At 53.3% G+C, this 18305-nt stretch carries 14 protein-coding genes; 4 read left to right on the plus strand and 10 right to left on the minus strand.

Going from position 1 to position 18305, the window contains the following annotated elements:
• Positions 1-14: 14 nt before the first annotated feature.
• The 5 genes from A0251_RS10855 to A0251_RS10875 are packed head-to-tail and all read right to left on the minus strand — an operon-like array spanning position 15 to position 6138.
• Positions 15-338: a hypothetical protein gene (locus A0251_RS10855; RefSeq protein ID WP_062816870.1), complete on the minus strand. Its 324-nt coding sequence runs from the start codon at positions 336-338 to the stop codon at positions 15-17.
• On the minus strand, positions 335-2401 hold the full coding sequence (locus A0251_RS10860) for a TniQ family protein (protein WP_062816871.1): 2067 nt from the start codon (positions 2399-2401) through the stop codon (positions 335-337). Before A0251_RS10860 ends, A0251_RS10855 begins: the two co-directional genes overlap by 4 nt.
• Positions 2398-3372: a TniB family NTP-binding protein gene (locus A0251_RS10865; RefSeq protein WP_062816872.1), complete on the minus strand. Its 975-nt coding sequence runs from the start codon at positions 3370-3372 to the stop codon at positions 2398-2400. Before A0251_RS10865 ends, A0251_RS10860 begins: the two co-directional genes overlap by 4 nt.
• 11 nt (positions 3373-3383) lie before the next feature.
• Positions 3384-5363: a DDE-type integrase/transposase/recombinase gene (locus A0251_RS10870; RefSeq protein ID WP_062816873.1), complete on the minus strand. Its 1980-nt coding sequence runs from the start codon at positions 5361-5363 to the stop codon at positions 3384-3386.
• Between the two features lie 16 nt (positions 5364-5379).
• The gene (locus A0251_RS10875) at positions 5380-6138 is read right to left on the minus strand and encodes a hypothetical protein (RefSeq protein WP_062816874.1); all 759 of its coding nucleotides are present in this window, start codon (positions 6136-6138) and stop codon (positions 5380-5382) included.
• A gap of 261 nt (positions 6139-6399) precedes the next feature.
• On the opposite strand from A0251_RS10875, the gene A0251_RS10880 reads away from it, so the two are divergent.
• The 4 genes from A0251_RS10880 to hsdR all read left to right on the plus strand — a co-directional run bounded on the left by A0251_RS10880 (position 6400) and on the right by hsdR (position 12290).
• The gene (locus tag A0251_RS10880) at positions 6400-6981 is read left to right on the plus strand and encodes a restriction endonuclease subunit S (protein ID WP_062816875.1); all 582 of its coding nucleotides are present in this window, start codon (positions 6400-6402) and stop codon (positions 6979-6981) included.
• Between the two features lie 130 nt (positions 6982-7111).
• A complete protein-coding gene (locus tag A0251_RS10885) occupies positions 7112-8581 on the plus strand; it encodes an N-6 DNA methylase (RefSeq protein WP_062816876.1) in 1470 nt (489 codons plus the stop codon).
• On the plus strand, positions 8581-9819 hold the full coding sequence (locus tag A0251_RS10890; protein WP_062816877.1) for a restriction endonuclease subunit S: 1239 nt from the start codon (positions 8581-8583) through the stop codon (positions 9817-9819). Before A0251_RS10885 ends, A0251_RS10890 begins: the two co-directional genes overlap by 1 nt.
• The gene (gene hsdR, locus A0251_RS10895) at positions 9819-12290 is read left to right on the plus strand and encodes an EcoAI/FtnUII family type I restriction enzme subunit R (RefSeq protein ID WP_062816878.1); all 2472 of its coding nucleotides are present in this window, start codon (positions 9819-9821) and stop codon (positions 12288-12290) included. Before A0251_RS10890 ends, hsdR begins: the two co-directional genes overlap by 1 nt.
• A 68-nt stretch (positions 12291-12358) precedes the next feature.
• Here hsdR and A0251_RS10900 read toward each other — a convergent pair whose 3' ends face one another.
• From A0251_RS10900 to A0251_RS10920, 5 genes are all read right to left on the minus strand, one after another.
• Entirely contained in the window at positions 12359-12796 is a 438-nt protein-coding gene (locus A0251_RS10900; RefSeq protein ID WP_197461912.1) for a protein-export chaperone SecB, read from the minus strand.
• Positions 12762-13232: an XRE family transcriptional regulator gene (locus A0251_RS10905; protein WP_062816880.1), complete on the minus strand. Its 471-nt coding sequence runs from the start codon at positions 13230-13232 to the stop codon at positions 12762-12764. Before A0251_RS10905 ends, A0251_RS10900 begins: the two co-directional genes overlap by 35 nt.
• A 3-nt stretch (positions 13233-13235) precedes the next feature.
• On the minus strand, positions 13236-13667 hold the full coding sequence (locus A0251_RS10910) for a type II toxin-antitoxin system RelE/ParE family toxin (RefSeq protein WP_062816881.1): 432 nt from the start codon (positions 13665-13667) through the stop codon (positions 13236-13238).
• Positions 13668-13971: 304 nt separating this feature from the next.
• Positions 13972-15261 (minus strand): ribonucleotide-diphosphate reductase subunit beta, encoded by a 1290-nt coding sequence (locus A0251_RS10915; protein ID WP_062816882.1) that lies wholly within the window; start codon positions 15259-15261, stop codon positions 13972-13974.
• A 154-nt stretch (positions 15262-15415) separates the two neighbouring features.
• A complete protein-coding gene (locus A0251_RS10920; protein ID WP_062816883.1) occupies positions 15416-18298 on the minus strand; it encodes a ribonucleoside-diphosphate reductase subunit alpha in 2883 nt (960 codons plus the stop codon).
• Between the last annotated feature and the right edge of the window lie 7 nt (positions 18299-18305).

An 18305-nucleotide genomic window follows, 5' to 3' on the forward strand; every position in this document is an offset into this window, starting at 1 on the left:
TCAAAAGGGAGTTTCTAGCGGCGATTTATCAGCTTCTCGACACCCTCAATCAGCATCTCTGACAGCTCGTCGCCACCGTCGAAGTAAATACAGAGCAGGCCACGCTTGTCTTTGAAGTCTCTAAAGATCGGTGGGTCAATAAGGTTCATCGCGTCTAGCGACGCGAGGTTCTCAAGAAGTTGCCAAACCGCGGGAAACCACCAGGGATCGATCGTGAAACTGGCATAAAAGCGCAGGTTGTAAACCCCGCTTTCCCAGCTGAGAAGCGTTGGGAACTCCCTGTACAGATGAGCCACGATTTCCTCGTATTGCTCCAGGGTGGTGGGTACCTTTCTCATCCCGGCCTCCTGAATGTCTTGATTTGATCGCAATCAAACAGGACGCGATTCTCAAGGAAGCCACGGTGCCCTTCAGGTAGCGGGGTAAGGTGGCCTAGTCGTTTCCAGTTATGGATGTCCGCTGCGGTAGCCCCCAGAAATGCGGCGGCCTGTTGATCATCCCAGTACCGGGAGAAGTGCTCTTGCAGGATTACGGCTTCCTCATGGTCGATACAGGCCTCCCCCTGATAATTTAATGGCTTGGCTTTGAGCAATCGCCAAAGACGGCTCAATACTCGTCTTGGGGTAACCCCGCATTTGGCTGCGAGGTCATCAACCGTCACCATGCGAGCCAGCTTCCCCTTCATCTTGCTGACCTGCTTGCGAAGGAAGTAGTTACTTACTTTGGAGGAGGCATGCTCTGGACGTGTTGCCACGAGGTCTTGCTTATCTACCAGCTGATAGAGCTGCTGGGCAGTGAGTCCTAGTGCTTCTGCTGCCTCGCCGCCAGTCATCCAAAGGCTGCCATCCACTCTGGGTGCGGACTTGGGTCTGCGGCCGGAGGTGGAGTAGCCCTCCTGGACTGAGAGCACGGCACTGAGGTCTTCGTTCTCGATGACTTGTCGTAGGAATAGGAAAACCGGACTGGAGTCGATCCCGGGCCCGCTGACTGGCTGAATGCCGGCAAAACGTAGCTTATCGGTGATAACCGTCACTGAGCTGCTGGTCAGAGAGGCAATGTCTCCGGCGGAGATGTATTTTTCCCGGAATGCATGCAGCTCTGCGGTCTTGTACAAGTACCGATTGTTTTTATTGCGCTGATGGTGGCCTGTGAGCAGGCCTGATCGCCTGAATCCAGCGACATACTGACTGTTCACACCCAGAATGGATTGCGCCATCGCCAGGGTTGAGTACCCCTCGGGGACATTATCGGTATACCCATCAGGTGCCACCACACGCCAGTCCTCAAGCCTCCAGCAGTCAGCGGGTACTGGTGCTAGATCGCCGGCAAGTAAGTCAGAGAGCAGTTCATGGGTCTTACGCTTGGTGCCTCCTGCGAGCTGATTCAGTGTCAGACTATGTGTGTTATGACTCGTTTGGGGTGCATAGCAGGTATACAGACGTTTCAGCTCAGGCAGAAAAACGTGCCGCTGCGTCAGTGAACCTTGCGCCAAGGTGTTATTGAGCACCTGATTCTTGAGTAGCATCTCTACGGTGAGGGTTTTACAACCCAGTGCGAAGCACAGCTCCGAGTGGCCAAGATAGAAGGTCTTTGACAGGGTTTTCGGGTCTTGGGGGTCAGGCAGGCTGTCGAGCATCTCGTGCAGTTGGGGTAGAGCCTGCTGCAGTAATGAAGAAGAAGCGGAAGATAACGCGGCGACAAGTGCTCGAGAGCCCAATGGGGCCGCTCCAGCAAGGTATGCTTTGAGGCGTTGGGCTACCAGAAGGCGATCCCCCTGGATCCAGCCAATGGACGCCTCAACCCAAGATTCCTCAGCAGAAATGCGCGTCCGCAGGAGCGCTTCCAGTTCCTGGTAGGCTGCCAGCTCGTCCGTTTTCCCGCTTCTGATCCACTCCTCAAGCTGGCGAGTAACCGCGAGTTCGCCCCGGCTCGCCTCTTCGGTATCACCAAACTCTTTGGTGCAGTGGCAACGGTTCAACCCAAAGCGATTCCAGCGCACGGGGTCACCGCAGTGGTTACAGTGCGTACGGAGCTGCTTGCCGTGCTTGCTGCAGCAGGTAATGAGGTGGAAATCATGCGTATCTGGAAGCCAGCCTTCTTGGGCGCAATCCGGACATACCGACGGATGCAGATATTCCAGCCACTTCTTGGCGTTTCGCGCCTTAGCGAGGGTGGTCGTGGATTTGGATGGGGCCCAATTCTGGGTATCCACGAGTGAAAAGACGGGTGTAGGGAGGCCGCAGTACAGATTGCGGATATTTCCGGAGATGGAGCAGTTGCTATGGCCAAGCGCCATAAGGAGCGCGGAAGGTCGCTCCGTATGGGCTTGGCTCAGGCGGAGCAGCAAGCTGCCGGCGCTTTCTCCGGGCAGCGCTTTGGGGAGAAAGGCTAGATTGCTCATGATAATCCTGCCTTCTTCTTTGAGACCATTTTGGCCATGAGAGCCTGTAAGCTTTTGCTTTCAGCGGCAAAGGGGTCGAAATCGGTATTCAGATTCAATGATCTACAAATAGCTTTGAAATCGCTTTGGCCTAGAGCGGTTTTCCCTTTCCTCATGGCGAACTTGGCGCTTTCCGTCATGATCTGGTTGATATCCCGCATCATCCCTTTTGAAGCCAGATAGAGGCGTTGAGAGAATTCGAGGGGTTTCATTTCATCATTGAGGGTAATGCCGCAGTCATCAGCAAGATATTCGAGATACTTCATCGCTGTTTTATGCATCCTCGAATCATTGGCGGTAGGAGGAGCAAATTCCCGTAAGCTAACGCTCTTAACCAGCCGTGAAACGGTTTGGGGGTCACTGTTGAAGAACTCTTTGCAGTCTGCAGGCAGGCCAAAGAACACAATGGGGATTCCCGCTTCATCAATGAGCTGTTTGATGAAATTTCGGATGTGGGTAATTTCTTTCTGGGTGGCGCTTTCCAGAACGATGTTGGTTTCATCTGTGATAAACATGCGGGTTCCTGCGTTCTTCAGCCCGTCGATAGCCTTTCGAGTGAGAAGGCTCGTGGTGTTTTCCCGCGTGGTGGCTACCTTGAGGACGCGACAGATCTCATAGATGTACCCTTTTAGGGTGCATGCTGGAGGAACCCTAATGAGGGCGACAGGAACACTCCATTGCCGCCCCATGTCTGTCTCTGCCATATAAGCGGGGTGTGCATCGAGGAAGTCTGTGAGGAGTGTGGTTTTGCCCACGCCCGTCTCAGCAGTGAATAGATAGGCGCTACCCCGGGCGCTATTCAGGGGTTTGTCTGCCTGAGAGGCCGCATCCTCATACAGCTCTTCAAGCAGAGAGAGGCACCCGGTATAGACCGGGTGCTTGATACGGCGGCTAGAGAGGGTGTTGATCGCGTCGAAATTTACTTTTCCCATGGATGATTCCCTCAGTAATCCGCTTCGGAATCGAAGTCGTCGCCTAAATCATTCAAGAAGTTCTCATCTTGGGAGTTCTCCTCATCAAGGATTTCCTTGTAGCTGACCTGATCCTGAAAATTGCCCTTGGAAGAGCGTTCGGCAGACTCGCGCAGCTGGCTTTTCTTGCGTTTACTCTGGCCTGCTTCTCGCTTGTCTTCCGCAAGCTTGCGTTCAAGTGCGTAACGAAGACCGAGTGACTCGGCTCGGTTTTTCAGTGCCTTGCCTCTGGCACGCAGGTTGGCCCGCACTTTCTTGTGAACGTCCATGGTCAGACCGGTCTGATAAGCGGGATCTAACGGATCGCAGATGATAAAAGAATGCAGATCTTGAGGGTCTGAAACGTAAACCTGGGTAAGGTCATGCTCGTTATAACGAAGGAGCACCTCTGGGGTTTTGCCTTCGGATCCTCCGCGGACAACGGCCTTTGCACGCAACTTGAGGTTCAGTTCGGGCAGGCTTGGCGCTGTCCAGTAAAGGTTATCGAGCCGTACACGTCCTCCGTTGATACGAACACGTGTCGATTTAGTGCCAAATTTCTGAGCTTCATCGAAGGGGAGCGTTCTTGGCGTGTTTTCAGGTGTGCTAACGACGTTCTCCCAAAAGAGGCGGGGAGCATCTTCCAGTCCGCTGTGGTACTCGTCGTGATAGACACCGAGAAACTCTTCCCACCGCTCATTGAGCGTCTCAATGTTGTAGATGGCATGCTCCTCTGCGTCATAATCACCCCGTTTCTCGGGATTAGACTTGGTGGTGCCTTCCAATTGATGAAAGAGGTACTCATTCGCCGTGCCAAAGAAGCGCTCGCAGAAAGGTTTCCCCTTGGGGGATTCCGGTGGTGCGAACTCCACACGGGATCCAAACGTTCTGATCTGAGTGCGAAGCTCGCCGTTTACGAACTCCGAGCCATTGTCGACCACCATCATCGAAGGAACACAGCGGTACGGGTAGCCGTCGGCGCCAATGGCATTACGGAATACACGGGCGAATTTGGCGGCACTGGGAGCAGTAGAGGATAAGTCCCAGGCGATGATGCAGCGGGTGTAGACGTCAATCATGACCATCAACCAAGGGCGATAGCAGTGGTCGAGCTTTTCGTCATAAACCATGATATCTGCTTGAGTGCAGTCCACTTCCACGCGTCCGCCAATGAAATCCGGACAGCCGATACGTTTACCGTGGCCGGCCAAGCGGCGGATTTGCTTCTTGCCGAGGCGCTTTGAGAGCACTGCGTAGTGGTCTGACTCTTCAATGCGCCGCACAAAGGTGCGATAGGAGGGCATCATGTCCTTTGCTTTATCAATGGAGATCATGAATTCAGCCTGAGCTTCAGCCAGGAGCGTCCGATAGGCCTGGGTCATCCGGGGTTTTCGGTCATTGGCGTAGCAATTGAGAATTACCTTGGTCACGAGCTTCTCAATATTCTCTGGATACTGTCGTGCCCGGTACTGGGTGCGGCTATCCTTTCGTACGAAACAGCTGAAGTCTCCTGCACTGAGGTACTGTCTGCGCCATTTCTGAACGGTTGCCGGCTTCTGCGCGGGTTTTGGACAGAGCTGATGCTCCTCAAGGAACTGCTCGTTTTGACGCTCGCAGAATGAAAGAAACTCCTTGTAAGCCTTTTTCTTGCTGCAGTTGGCATGTGCAAGAGAAATTGTCACACCTGCGCAGCAGCGCTCGAAATCCCGTCGTTCAGCCGGAGATAGGTCATAGATGTCCATCAAGTCCTGCTTTCGCGGAATGACATGCCGAATCAGGTATGCCCGGCCTTCCTCATTCAGGTCGGCGAGATAAGGGATTGGCATTTTTCTGGTCTGCTCTCCGTTCACCTGGCGAAGGCGCACGATGTCTGTGCTCCCGGCATTCAGGTGGGTGCATTCCCAGTCGAGACCGTCGATGTTTACGCGGGAGCCGATGTGGATGTCGGTGATCTTGGCGTTGATGCTGTGCATGGCAATTCTCCTTGAATTAAACGAGGGTGATTTCGAAGTTGGGGCCAAACGGGGCTGAGTAGTCAGCAAGGATTGACCCAGATACGAGGCCACATGCGGTGCCGCGGCGGGCAACGTCCTGATTCAGGTGCCTGAGGTCTTTGATCTGTGCGGTGCCGCCCAAGCGCTGGAGTTCACGCTCTACGGCCAATTGGGTCTCGGCGAGGTAGTCTTCGGCCGCCGCTAGGAATCCATAGAGGAAGCTGTAGGTGTCCATTCGAGGCTGGACTCGAATGTCCTCATCGGTGACAACGCGGAATTCGACTCCTTGGGCGGCCAGTGCCTGCCGCAGGATGGCGTGGCGCTCGCGATGAATCTTCGCCTCGGCAACCTGTTTGGGTTTGCAGTCCACCACGTAGGCAGGGGCGCTCTGTGGGAAAACGATGTGATCGGGGGTGAATGTGGTGAAGCCATATTCTAAGCCTCCCAGCAGTTTGCAGGGCTGGCAGACATATACTTCGACTTCGGGATCAAACTCCAGAGTCAGGCAGTAATCGGCTTCGAGGCGGCCTTCCAGGATATTTAGATAGTCCTTCTCGTCTCCTAGCATTTTCCTGGCTTTTTGAGAGGCGTGCAGGACTTTTGCTGGGCCGCCTTGGCGGCCATGGGGGATGCGGTACTGAGGGGAGTGCCTGGCGGCTTCAATAGCCTTATGGATGTCTTCTACAGGGAAGACGCTTTGGCTGTGGGTGTTTCTTTTGGGCGCACGGGTGCGCTTCGCTGACGAAAAAGTCATCGACGGGGCTCCAAGTCATTTACATGCCAGAGTGAGCGCCGCCGATGTACGACGGCGTTTTAGTTAACGCGTATTCGTATTCGCATATTTATCGTCTTTAATTTCACTAATGTGCTGAGGGATAGTTGCCTCAGTTTTTCACACCCTATCACTTGCGGTTTTGGTTGTCAAGAATAACTTCTTCTAAAGTTCAATATTGTGTAGATAAAAGGTAGATAAAAATATATATTTTCTAGTATATAAAATATGAGTTGGTGCGATATGAAGCAGAAATTGGGCGATCTTGCGGAGATCTCGCTGGGATTTGCCGTGCAGGGTTCGGTGAAGCCGGATCCTGATGGCAATGTCCGAATAGTGCGCCCTGCCAATGGGAATGAGCGGCTGTCCATTGATTGGGAGAGCGTGGTGCGTACATCTTTGCCGTCAAAGCGAAAGCTGCGCTACCTGCAGGATGGGGATGTGCTGTTCCAGGCGATAGGCAAGGAGCACCCAGCCTATCTGGTAGAGGGTGTGCCTGAAGGCCCGCCTGCTATCGCCCATCAGCATTTCATACTGATCAGGGCGCATTCTGACTGGCTGGATACAGGATTTCTGGCGCTGGTGCTGAACTCTGATTCGGCCCAGGCGTTTTTTCGAGAGAAGGCGTCTGGGGCGAGTGGCAAGGTGGTAAATCAGGGGGTTCTAAAGGAGTTTGAGGTGCCTCACCTGTCTCTGCCGGAGCAGCTGCAGTGGGTTCAGCGCTGGCGGCAGAGGTGTGCAGCAATAGAGACCCTAAGGGCTGAGATTGACATGATCGAGTCCTGGTTTCGGGGAGATTTTGAGATCGAATTTGGTGGTCGATAACCTTTTGTAATCTATAGTAAAGTAGCTAATTCTGATGCCCTTCCTCCTTTTACTGTGGGGCATTTATTTTGTGGGTGTTGCTCTGACTGATGTCGTATCGATATTGGTCTTGTGTTAATCAGGGAAAACCATGTTCGAACAAGCATTCAAGAATATCGATGACATTTTGCATAAAGATGCGGGGTGCTCCAGTGAGCTGGATTACACCGAGCAAACCAGTTGGATGCTGTTCCTGAAATACCTGGATGATCTGGAGCGGGAGCGGCAGATGGCCGCGGAACTGGATGGTAAGGAGTATGAGTACATCATCACCCCTGAGCACCGATGGAGCGCTTGGGCTGCCCCGAAAGACGAAAATGGTGATTTTGACCACAACAACGCCCTGACAGGCTCTGATCTTATCGAGTATGTGGATGGAGAGCTTTTTCCTTATCTAAAGGGGTTCAAGCAGGCGGCAGAAAGCCCCGGTACCATCGAATACAAAATTGGTGAGATCTTCGGCGAGATCAAAAACAAGATCCAGAGTGGCTACTCACTGCGAGACGCTCTCGAAAAGGTTGACGAACTGCGCTTTCGCTCCCAGGAAGAAAAGCACGAACTCAGCCACCTCTACGAAACTAAAATCAAGAACATGGGCAATGCCGGGCGCAACGGCGGCGAATACTACACGCCGCGCCCGCTGATTCGTGCCATGATTGATGTCATCCAGCCCAAAATTGGCGAGACCATCTACGATGGCGCTGCCGGTTCAGCTGGCTTCCTCTGCGAGGCATACGATTACCTCCGGCAGGGCGGGAGGCAGAAGAAGCAGCTTTCCACGAAGGATCTCAAAATCCTGCAGGAACGCACCTTCTACGCAAAGGAGAAGAAATCCCTGGCCTACGTCATCGCCATCATGAACATGATCCTGCATGGCATCGAAACCCCCAACGTCATCCACACCAACACCCTGGCGGAAAACCTGCAGGACATTCAGCCCAGCAACCAGCACGACATCATTCTGGCCAATCCCCCCTTTGGCGGCAAAGAGCGCAAAGAGGTACAGCAGAACTTCCCCATTAAAACCGGTGAAACTGCCTTCCTGTTTCTGCAGCACTTTATGAAGGCCCTCAAACCCGGTGGCCGTGCCGCCATCGTCATCAAGAACACCTTTTTGAGTAATACCGACAATGCCGCCATTGCCCTCAGGAAGGAGCTGCTGCAAAACCACAACCTGCACACCGTGCTCGACTGCCCCGCCAAAACCTTCCTCGGCGCCGGGGTGAAAACCGTGGTGTTGCTCTTCACCAAAGGCGAGCCGACACAAAAAGTCTGGTACTACCAGCTCGACCCAGGCCGTAGTTTGGGCAAAACCAATCCGCTGAATGACAACGATCTAAAAGAGTTTGTCGAGCTGCAGAAGGTCTTTCAGGATTCGGATAAATCCTGGTCGCTTGATGTGGCGGATCTGGATCAGGCTACCTGGGATCTGTCGGTGAAAAATCCCAATGCCAAGGAAGAAGCTGAGCTTCGCGAGCCGAAAGACATCATTGCCGAGATTATTGCGCTGGATAAAGAGAGCGAAGCGATACTGGCTAAGATTCGGAGGGTTGTGGGTTGATGAGTTGGGAAAAGGTCAGATTGGCGGACTGCTGCCAAATTAAGCCACCGAAGTCTGAGGCTAAAAAGAAACTCAAAGATGAGGATTTGGTTTCTTTTGTGCCCATGAATAACCTTGGTATTGATACCCCTAAGCTTATATTGGAAGAAGATAAATCGCTATCCAAAGTTTCAGGTAGTTACACCTACTTTGCTGATAATGATGTGCTACTGGCAAAGATTACCCCCTGTTTTGAAAACGGAAAGCTTGGGATAGCTAAAGGGCTCACTAATGGCATCGGTTTCGGATCTAGTGAATTTATCGTTTTTAGGACTTCAGATAGGCTGTTACCCGAGTATCTGTATTACTACCTTTTGCGCCCTTCATTTAGGGATGCTGGTCAGTCTGTTATGACTGGAGCGGTAGGTCACAAGAGAGTGCCGAGGGGTTTTATTGAAGACACGGAGATTCCCCTGCCTTCAATCACCGAACAAAAACGCATCGTCACCATCCTCGACCGGGCCTTTGCTGACATCGACAAAGCCCGCGCCTTAACCGAACAAAACCTCAAAAACGCCCGTGAACTGTTTGAAAGCTATTTGCAGCAGGTGTTTAGCCGGTGTGGGGAGGGGTGGGTAGATACGACGCTTGGCCAGGCGACTGGAGGGGTCTTTACCGGCCCGTTTGGCTCTTTGCTTCATAAAAGTGACTATATTGAAAATGGGATTCCATTGGTAAATCCAGCTCACATCACACCTACAGGTATTGAAGCAGACTATCGAAAAACAATATCGGAAGAAACGGCGGATAAGCTTTCCAGCTATGTGATGCGAGCGGGAGATATTGTTATTGGCCGAAGAGGTGAAATGGGGCGTTGTGCACTCATAAACGATGATGAAGATGGGTTTATATGTGGTACTGGTAGTTTTTTTATGAAGTCTTCTGACCACGTTGTTGGAAGTTATCTTGTGAGATACTTGCGCTCTGAATTTTGCAGAATTCGCCTAGAACAGATCGCGGGCGGTGCAGTCATGCCAAACCTAAGCAATTCAGATCTGAGTAATTTCAGCTTAAGCCTGCCCCCCGTTAGACAGCAGAAAGAAATTTCTAAATTAGTCGATGAAATTTCATTACAGCTGGAGTCGGTGGTAGAAATTTATGGAAAAAAGATTGTAGATCTAGACGAACTTAAGAAATCCGTATTACAAAAGGCTTTTTCGGGTGAGCTGACAAAAGATAGTGAGGAGGTTGCTGCCTAATGACGCAAGGAAGCCGCAACGAAGCCGATACCCGAGCCGATCTGATCGACCCCAAACTGGTCGAGGCAGGCTGGGGTAAGGTGGAAAGCAGCTATATCCGCCGGGAGTGGTCTATCACTCAGGGGCGGATTATTGGCGGCGGCAAGCGCGCTTCCGCGTTAAGCAGTGATTATGTGCTTGAATATCAGGGCCGTAAACTGGCTGCGATTGAAGCCAAAAAAGAAAGCCTGAGCTATACCGAGGGAGTGCGACAGGCCAAGGACTATGCTCGGCGCCTACAGTGTCGCTTTGGGTATGCTACCAACGGGCATGAGATCTACCAGATTGATCTTGTTACCGGCGAAGAGAGGCTGGTGGAGCAGTTTCTTGGCCCGGATGAGCTCTGGCAGCTTACCTTCGATCCAGCTGAAAAGCCTGAGGGCCCTGATGTTGAGCCGGATTTTGCGGCTGCATGGCGAGAACGGTTCGCTGAGATACCCTTCGAATGTAAGGGGGATTGGCAGCCCCGCTACTATCAGGAAAACGCCATCAACAACGCCTTGGAAGCCATCGCCCAGGGCAGGCAGCGCATACTGTTAACCCTGGCTACAGGCACCGGCAAAACCTGCATTGCCTTCCAGGCCGCCTGGAAGCTTTTCCACAGCCGATGGAGCCTTTGCGCTCAGAAAGACCCCACCGCCGCCAAAAAGCGCCCTCGAATCCTGTTCCTGGCTGATCGTAATGTCCTGGCCAACCAGGCCTTTAACGACTTCGGCCCTTTTGGTGAAGATGCCATCGTTCGTCTAGAGCCGGGCGAGATCAGAAGGCAAGGCGGTGTTCCCAAGAATGCGAGCGTCTTTTTCACCATTTTTCAGACCTTCATGAGTGGTGGAGAAGATGAGAATGGCAATCCCACGCCTTATTTCGGTGATTACCCTGAGGATTTCTTTGATTTTGTCATTATTGATGAGTGTCACCGAGGTGGCGCTAATGATGAGAGTTCCTGGCGGGAAATCCTGAATTACTTTTCGCCTGCTGTGCAGCTGGGGCTGACTGCTACCCCTAAACGAACCGTTAATGCGGACACCTACTCTTATTTCGGTGAGCCTGTATATACCTATGCCCTGAAAGATGGCATCAACGATGGGTTCCTAACCCCATTCAAGGTGGTTCCGATTGTGGGCACCATGGATGAGTATGTGTACTCCCCGGGAGATGGGTTTGTTGTTAAGGGGAAGCCCGTCCCGGGTCAGGTCTATATAGAAGGTGACTTTAATCGCATTATCACCATCCCAGAGCGCGAGAAGATACGCGTCAGGTATTGGATGGACATGTTTAGCCCGTCAGAGAAAACACTGGTGTTTTGCGCCACTCAGGAGCATGCCGGGCTGGTGCGGGACTACATTAATCAATATGCGGCGGAAAAGGGCTGGAGTACTAATCCGAGCTACTGTGTGCGGGTCACAGCTAATGACGGGGCTGCAGGTGAAAATGACCTGAAGACTTTCCAGGATAACGAGAAGACCATTCCGACAATCCTAACCACCTCCAGAAAGCTGTCGACCGGTGTGGATGCGCGGAATGTTCGTAATATCGTTTTGATGCGCCCCTGTAACAATATGATTGAGTTCAAGCAGATCATTGGGCGCGGCACCCGCATGTATGATGGGAAGGACTATTTCACTGTCTACGACTTTGTGAAGGCACACCACAATTTCGCTGACCCTGAGTGGGATGGTGAGCCCCTTGATATCGAGCCGTGTAACGAATGCGGTAACACACCGTGCAGTTGTGAGAAAGGTGGCGGTGGTGGTGGCAGTGGTGCCTGTGTGATCTGTGGGTACTCACCATGTAAGTGTATAAAACCGCCTCCTGAACCCTGCAAGACGTGTGGCCAGCGCCCTTGTGTCTGTGTTGAAAAGATTGTCATCACACTATCCGATGGCAAAACCCGTACCATCAAGCATGTGTCTTCCACGCTGTATTGGAGTCCTGAAGGAAAGCCCATAACGGCCAAGGAGTTCGTGGAACGAATGTTTGGTGATCTGCCGAAGTTCTTTAGGGACGAAGACCAGCTTCGACAAATTTGGGGTGACCCACTGACACGAGAAAAGCTCCTCGAAGACCTGGCTGAGGCCGGCTACGACGAAGAGAAGCTCGACAGCATGAAGCGGCTGATCGATGCTCCGGATAGTGATGTCTATGACGTTCTGGCTTATGTGGCTTACGCCCTGGAGACGCAATCCAGAAAGCAACGCGTGGATGCCGCGAAGCCTGCAATCAGTGCCGCTTACACAAACTACAAGCAGCAGCAATTCATTGAGTTCGTATTAGATAAATACGTTGAAGAGGGGGTCGGGGAGCTTGCGGCATCCAAGATGAAGGGGCTGATCACTCTCAAGTACAATACGATCACGGATGCGGCGGCTGAGCTGGGTTCGCCAGCACAGATACGAGAAACCTTTATTGGGTTTCAGAAGTATCTTTACTAGGCTGGCGATTTTGTTTGACGTAAAATCTTATCCTTCTAGATTTGCCAAATTATGTGCTCTTTGGGGTGTTAGTCTTTTTTGAGTCCATGGAAAGACATTGTTGGCAATATAAAGGGGCCGTAGCCCATTCGGCTGGTTGAAGTCATCAACATCTCTCTTGCGGAGGCGTAAAGGGTTGTGGCTCCCTGGATTGCCATTACCTCTTCTACCTTTTCTTTATCAAGGTCTGGGTGAGGCTTGAAAATACCTATGGCTGTGCAGGTAATGGAGTATGGCGCTTGACGCTCTTCGCCGTCAGCAACCTCAATCTCCAATATCACAAAATGCTCTTCCGCGTTTTTACCACTAACTGTTTCGTTTTTCCCTCCGCTGACGTTACAAGTTACCAATACGCCGGAAAAGTCAAACATGTCCCCATTGTTGCCTTCGTAGTCTTCGCGAGGCTTGATGCTAATCTCCCTAAAAAAGTAATTACATAAGCTCAGCGGGGGCAGCGGAATACTCATAATCATTCTCGCATTTTTGTGAATTTACGACGCGACCTAGTTTTACTGTGTGGTGAGTATCAAAGTCTTTATAGAAGTTTCTATAAGCATTACTCCAAGCCGTTTGCTTGGTGATGTTGCTATCCTTAACATCCTTGCAGTTACTAACTGAAGTTTTGTTGCTGGACTTCTCTAGGCTAATCAGCCGTATTTCAACTTTTGAGTTGATTGCCTTGGCTAAGTTGACCATGGTTTTCAGCGTTAGGTTCTGATCTGCTCTAAGTATCTTGCTTACATTCGCTTCAGATACTTGCATTTTTCTTGCGACATCGGCTTGGGTTAGCTGATTTCGCTCCATTACTTGAACAATGCTGCTAACGAGTTCTAGTTTGGCTTTTTCAAAATCATACGCGAGAGTATCTTTGAACTTGCTCTTCAACTTGTTGAGAGTGCTCATGTTTTATTCCTCACAAATGATAATGGTCTTATTCTTTTCTGAGTCGAAGTACTTTTCTCTGAACTTAAGGGCTTTCTTTACTTCCGCTCGGGGTGTTTTTTTGGTGCTTTTGAAGAGACCGTGCGAGCAAATAATGATTTTCTCTCCCTTTCCATAAAACCAAAATAAACGCAGCCGACCTTTAATGAACTCGTAAATCTTAGGCTCGTCCGGTAGTGACACATGGTGGCAGAGCTTGTTTCCCAGTGCCTTTGGGCCATTAACGTGTTTGATGGCTTCTTCCATCTGAGCAATAAGGCCGGAGCAGCTACCCTCATGAGCATCCATATGTGTTTCGAGAAACTCCTCTACGCAGTCTACCGCGGCGCTGTCAGTATCATTTATTACTGGTGCGTAAATAGACCAAAGGGCTCTTTCAACGAGTTTGAGGCGCACAATCTTAACCTATAAGTTAACTGGTGCAAGGCATGAATGTAAAATAATGACGACCATAGTTCCGTCCTATTGGCTGTGATTTTTCTATAGCTGTGATTTTTCCTGGCCTGGATGGCTGCGGCTAAAGGGGGAAGTGTTGGGCGCTGCCGAACGCGAACTAAAATGTGAAAAATAAAGCGGGGCCTGTGCTAACGGCGCTCTCTTTATGGCAATATTGGTGTAACTTATTGATTTTTTAGAGGGGCACGCGATCCTCTATTGGCAAACGTGCCCTCTCTAATGGCAACTCACACTGTTGTGGGATTTAATCCCAGCTCAGCGCACCGCCGACCTGGTATTCGGTGACCCGCGTTTCGAAGAAGTTCTTCTCTTTGCGCAGGTCCATGATTTCGCTCATCCACGGGAAGGGGTTGTTCACGCCTTTGAACTGCTCCGGCAGGCCCAGCTGGACCAGGCGACGGTTGGCGATGAACTGCAGGTACTCTTCCATCATGGCGGCGTTCATGCCGAGCACACCGCGGGGCATGGTATCGCGGGCATACTGGATTTCCAGCTCGGTGCCTTCCAGGATCATCTGGGTAGCCTTGTCACGCATCTGGGAATCCCACAGGTGCGGGTTTTCCAGTTTGATCTGGTTGATCACGTCCACGCCGAAGTTCACGTGCATGGATTCGTCACGCAGGATGTACTGGAACTGCTCGGCCACGCCGGTCATCTTGTTACGGCGACCCATGGACAGGATCTGGGTGAAGCCGCAGTAGAAGAAGATGCCTTCCAGTACGCAGTAGAAGGCGATCAGGTTTTCCAGCAGTGCCTTGTCGGTTTCCACGGTGCCGGTGGTGAATTCCGGATCGGACAGATCGCGGGTGTACTGAATACCCCACTGGGCCTTCTTGGCCACTGAGGGAATCTCTTGATACATGTTGAAGATTTCGCCTTCGTCCATGCCCAGGGATTCAATGCAGTACTGGTAGGCGTGGGTATGAATCGCCTCTTCAAAGGACTGACGCAGGATGTACTGACGGCACTCCGGGTTGGTGATCAGGCGGTAGATGGCCAGCACCAGGTTGTTGGCGACCAGGGAATCGGCGGTGGAGAAGAAACCCAGGTTACGCTTGACGATGCGACGCTCGTCGTCGGTGAGACCGTCGGCCTTTTTCCACAACGCCAGGTCGGCGTTCATGTTCACTTCCTGGGGCATCCAGTGGTTGGCACAGCCATCCAGGTATTTCTGCCAGGCCCAGTCGTACTTGAACGGTACCAGCTGATTCAGGTCGGCGCGGCAGTTGATCATGCGCTTGTCGTCCACTTCCACACGACCGGCGGTGCCTTCCAGCTCGGCAACCCCTTCGCTGATATCCATTTTCGCTACGGTATCGCGGGCGCGGGCTACGGCGTCTGTGGTGGCTCGTTCTGTTCGTCCTTGTCGCTGCTCATCGGCTCCTCCAGTAATCGGCGCACTTCCCGCTGCCGATGTTTGAGCTTGAGGTGCCGCTTGGTCAGATACCGTCTCAGGTTGCGGCGGCGTTGGGGCTTTGGGCTGTTGTTTGGCGACAGGCGTCTCTTGCGCATTAAATTCGTCCCAGTTCAGCATGTGCTCTCTCCATTCCGTGCTTACAAGTTTGGTGGTGTTGATCACCGCTTGCGTATTCTTTGGTGGGTCGGACGTCAGAAGTCTGACGTCGGACGCATTTATCTTTTGTCGTCAGACGTCCGATTCCGGACGTCCGACCCATTTCCGGCAGCGCTTACTGGCAAGCCTCGCAATCCGGGTCATCAATGGAGCAGGCCTGTGGTACATCGGCGGCCTGGCCAAACTCGGCGGTCTCTTCCACCTTGGAGGAGACCCGGTTGAGCTTGCCATCATTGATGGTGGATTTTTCCGTCTGGGTGGCACCGATGGCGCGCAGGTAGTAGGTGGTCTTCAGACCCAGCAACCAGGCCATCTTGTAGGTCACGTCCAGTTTCTTGCCGTTGGCTTCGGCAATGTACAGGTTCAGTGACTGGGCCTGATCAATCCACTTCTGGCGACGGCTGGCGGCTTCCACCAACCAGCGCGGCTCCACTTCGAAGGCTGTACGGAACTGTTCTTTCAGGTCCGCCGGCATGCGCTCGATGGGTTGCACGGAACCGTCGTAGTACTTCAGATCATTGACCATCACGTTATCCCACAGGCCACGCTCTTTCAGGGCGTTGACCAGATAGGGGTTCACCACGGTGAATTCGCCGGACAGGTTCGATTTCACGTACAGGTTCTGATAAGTCGGCTCAATGGACTGTGAAACACCGGTGATGTTGGCGATGGTGGCGGTGGGGGCGATGGCCATCACGTTGGAGTTACGCATGCCTTTCTTCGCCATCTCGCGCACGCTGTTCCAATCCAGGGTCTGGCTGCGATCCACCTTGCAGTAGTCTTCGCCACGCTGCTTGACCAGGATGTCGATGGAGTCGATGGGCAGTACGCCCTGGCTCCACAGGGATCCTTCGAAGGTCTGGTAGGCACCGCGTTCTTCGGCCAGTTTGGCGGAGGCCTGGATGGCGTAGTAGCTCACCGCTTCCATGGAGTTGTCGGCAAACTGCACGGCGCCTTCGGAGGCGTAGCTGATGCCCTGCTTATAGAGCGCGTCCTGGAAGCCCATGATGCCCAGACCCACCGGGCGGTGCTTCATGTTGGAGCGCTCGGCCTGGGGCACGCTGTAGTAGTTGATGTCGATCACGTTGTCGAGCATGCGCACGGCGGTATTAATGGTGCGCTGCAGTTTGTCGGTGTCGAGACCGTTCGCGTCCACGTGCTGGGCCAGGTTCACGGAACCCAGGTTGCACACGGCGATTTCTTCCTTGTTGGTGTTCAGGGTGATCTCGGTGCACAGGTTGGAGGAGTGCACCACACCCACGTGCTGCTGCGGGCTGCGCAGGTTGCACGGATCCTTGAAGGTGAACCAGGGGTGGCCTGTCTCGAACAGCATGGACAGCATCTTGCGCCACAGGTTGATGGCCGGAACCCGCTTGAACAGCTTCATTTCCCCGTTACGGGTTTTCTCTTCATAGGCCAGGTAGGCCTTTTCGAAGGCTTCGCCGTACAGGTCGTGCAGGTCCGGGGCATCGTTGGGGCTGAACAGGGTCCAGTCTTCCTCGTTGATGACGCGCTTCATGAACAGGTCGGGAATCCAGTTGGCGCTGTTCATGTCGTGGGTACGACGGCGGTCGTCACCGGTGTTCTTGCGCAGCTCCAGGAATTCCTCGATATCCAGGTGCCAGGTTTCCAGGTAGGCACAGACCGCGCCTTTACGCTTGCCGCCCTGGTTCACGGCCACGGCAGTATCGTTGACCACTTTCAGGAACGGTACCACGCCCTGGGAGCGGCCGTTGGTGCCCTTGATATAGGCGCCCAGTGCACGTACCGGCGTCCAGTCGTTACCCAGGCCGCCGGCAAACTTGGACAGCATGGCATTGTCCTGGATGGCGCCGTATATGCCGTGCAGATCATCAGGCACGGTGGTCAGGTAGCAGCTGGACAGCTGCGGGCGCAGGGTGCCGGCGTTGAACAGGGTCGGCGTGGAGCTCATGTAGTCGAAGCTGGACAGCAGGTTGTAGAACTCGATGGCGCGTTCTTCCCGGTTGTCCTCTTCCACGGCCAGGCCCATGGCCACACGCATGAAAAAGCACTGCGGCAGCTCGATGCGGGTGTCGTTGTGATGGATGAAGTAGCGGTCATACAGGGTCTGCAGGCCCAGGTAGGAGAACTGCAGATCACGATCACCATTGATGGCGGCGCCCAGCTTTTCCAGGTCGAATTCGCCCAGCACCGGAGACAGCAGCTCCAGTTCGATACCTTTGGTGATGTAGGCCTTGAGGGCATCGCTGTACAGGGCGTTCATTTCCTCGTGGCTGGCACGCTCGGCCACGCCCAGATACTGCAGGGCTTCGGCGCGGATCTTGTCCATCAGCAGGCGAGCGGTGACCTGGGAGTAGTTGGGCTCCACTTCGATCATGGTGCGGGCGGTGATCACCATGGAGGTGTTCACGTCATGAATGGAGACTCCGTCGTACAGGTTTTTCACCGTTTCGGTGATGATCTTGTCGGCGCTCACATCGTCCAGGCCGGAGCAGGCAGAACGGATCAGATGTTCCAGGCGCGCCATGTCCAGGGGAGCCTTGCTGCCGTCTTCCATGGTGACGGTCATGTCCACCTGGTGGGTGGGTTCGGGCAGGTTGTGATTTTGCTCGGCACGCTTGGCCGCCTGGCGCTCACGATACAGCACGTAATCGCGGGCCACTTTCTGCTCACCGTTACGCATCAGAGCCAGTTCTACCTGGTCCTGGATTTCCTCGATGTGGATGGTGCCACCGGAGGGCATGCGACGCTTGAAGGTGGCAGTGACCTGCTCGGTGAGGCGCGCCACGGTTTCATGGATACGGGAAGAGGCGGCTGCCGTGCCGCCCTCTACCGCCAGAAACGCCTTGCTGATGGCCACGGTGATCTTGTCGTCATCGTAGCCCACCACTTTGCCGTTGCGCTTGATAACGCGCAGCTGACCGGGGGCGGTGCTGGCGATGGACTGGTCCTGGTCGCTCTCGCCGCTTGCCGGGGAGCCGGTCTGGTTGGGGTTTTGGCTCATATCCGTCTGCATGGTGCGC

It is taken from the genome of Alcanivorax sp. NBRC 102024, from assembly GCF_001602235.1.
In the GTDB taxonomy this organism is placed as follows: domain Bacteria; phylum Pseudomonadota; class Gammaproteobacteria; order Pseudomonadales; family Alcanivoracaceae; genus Alcanivorax.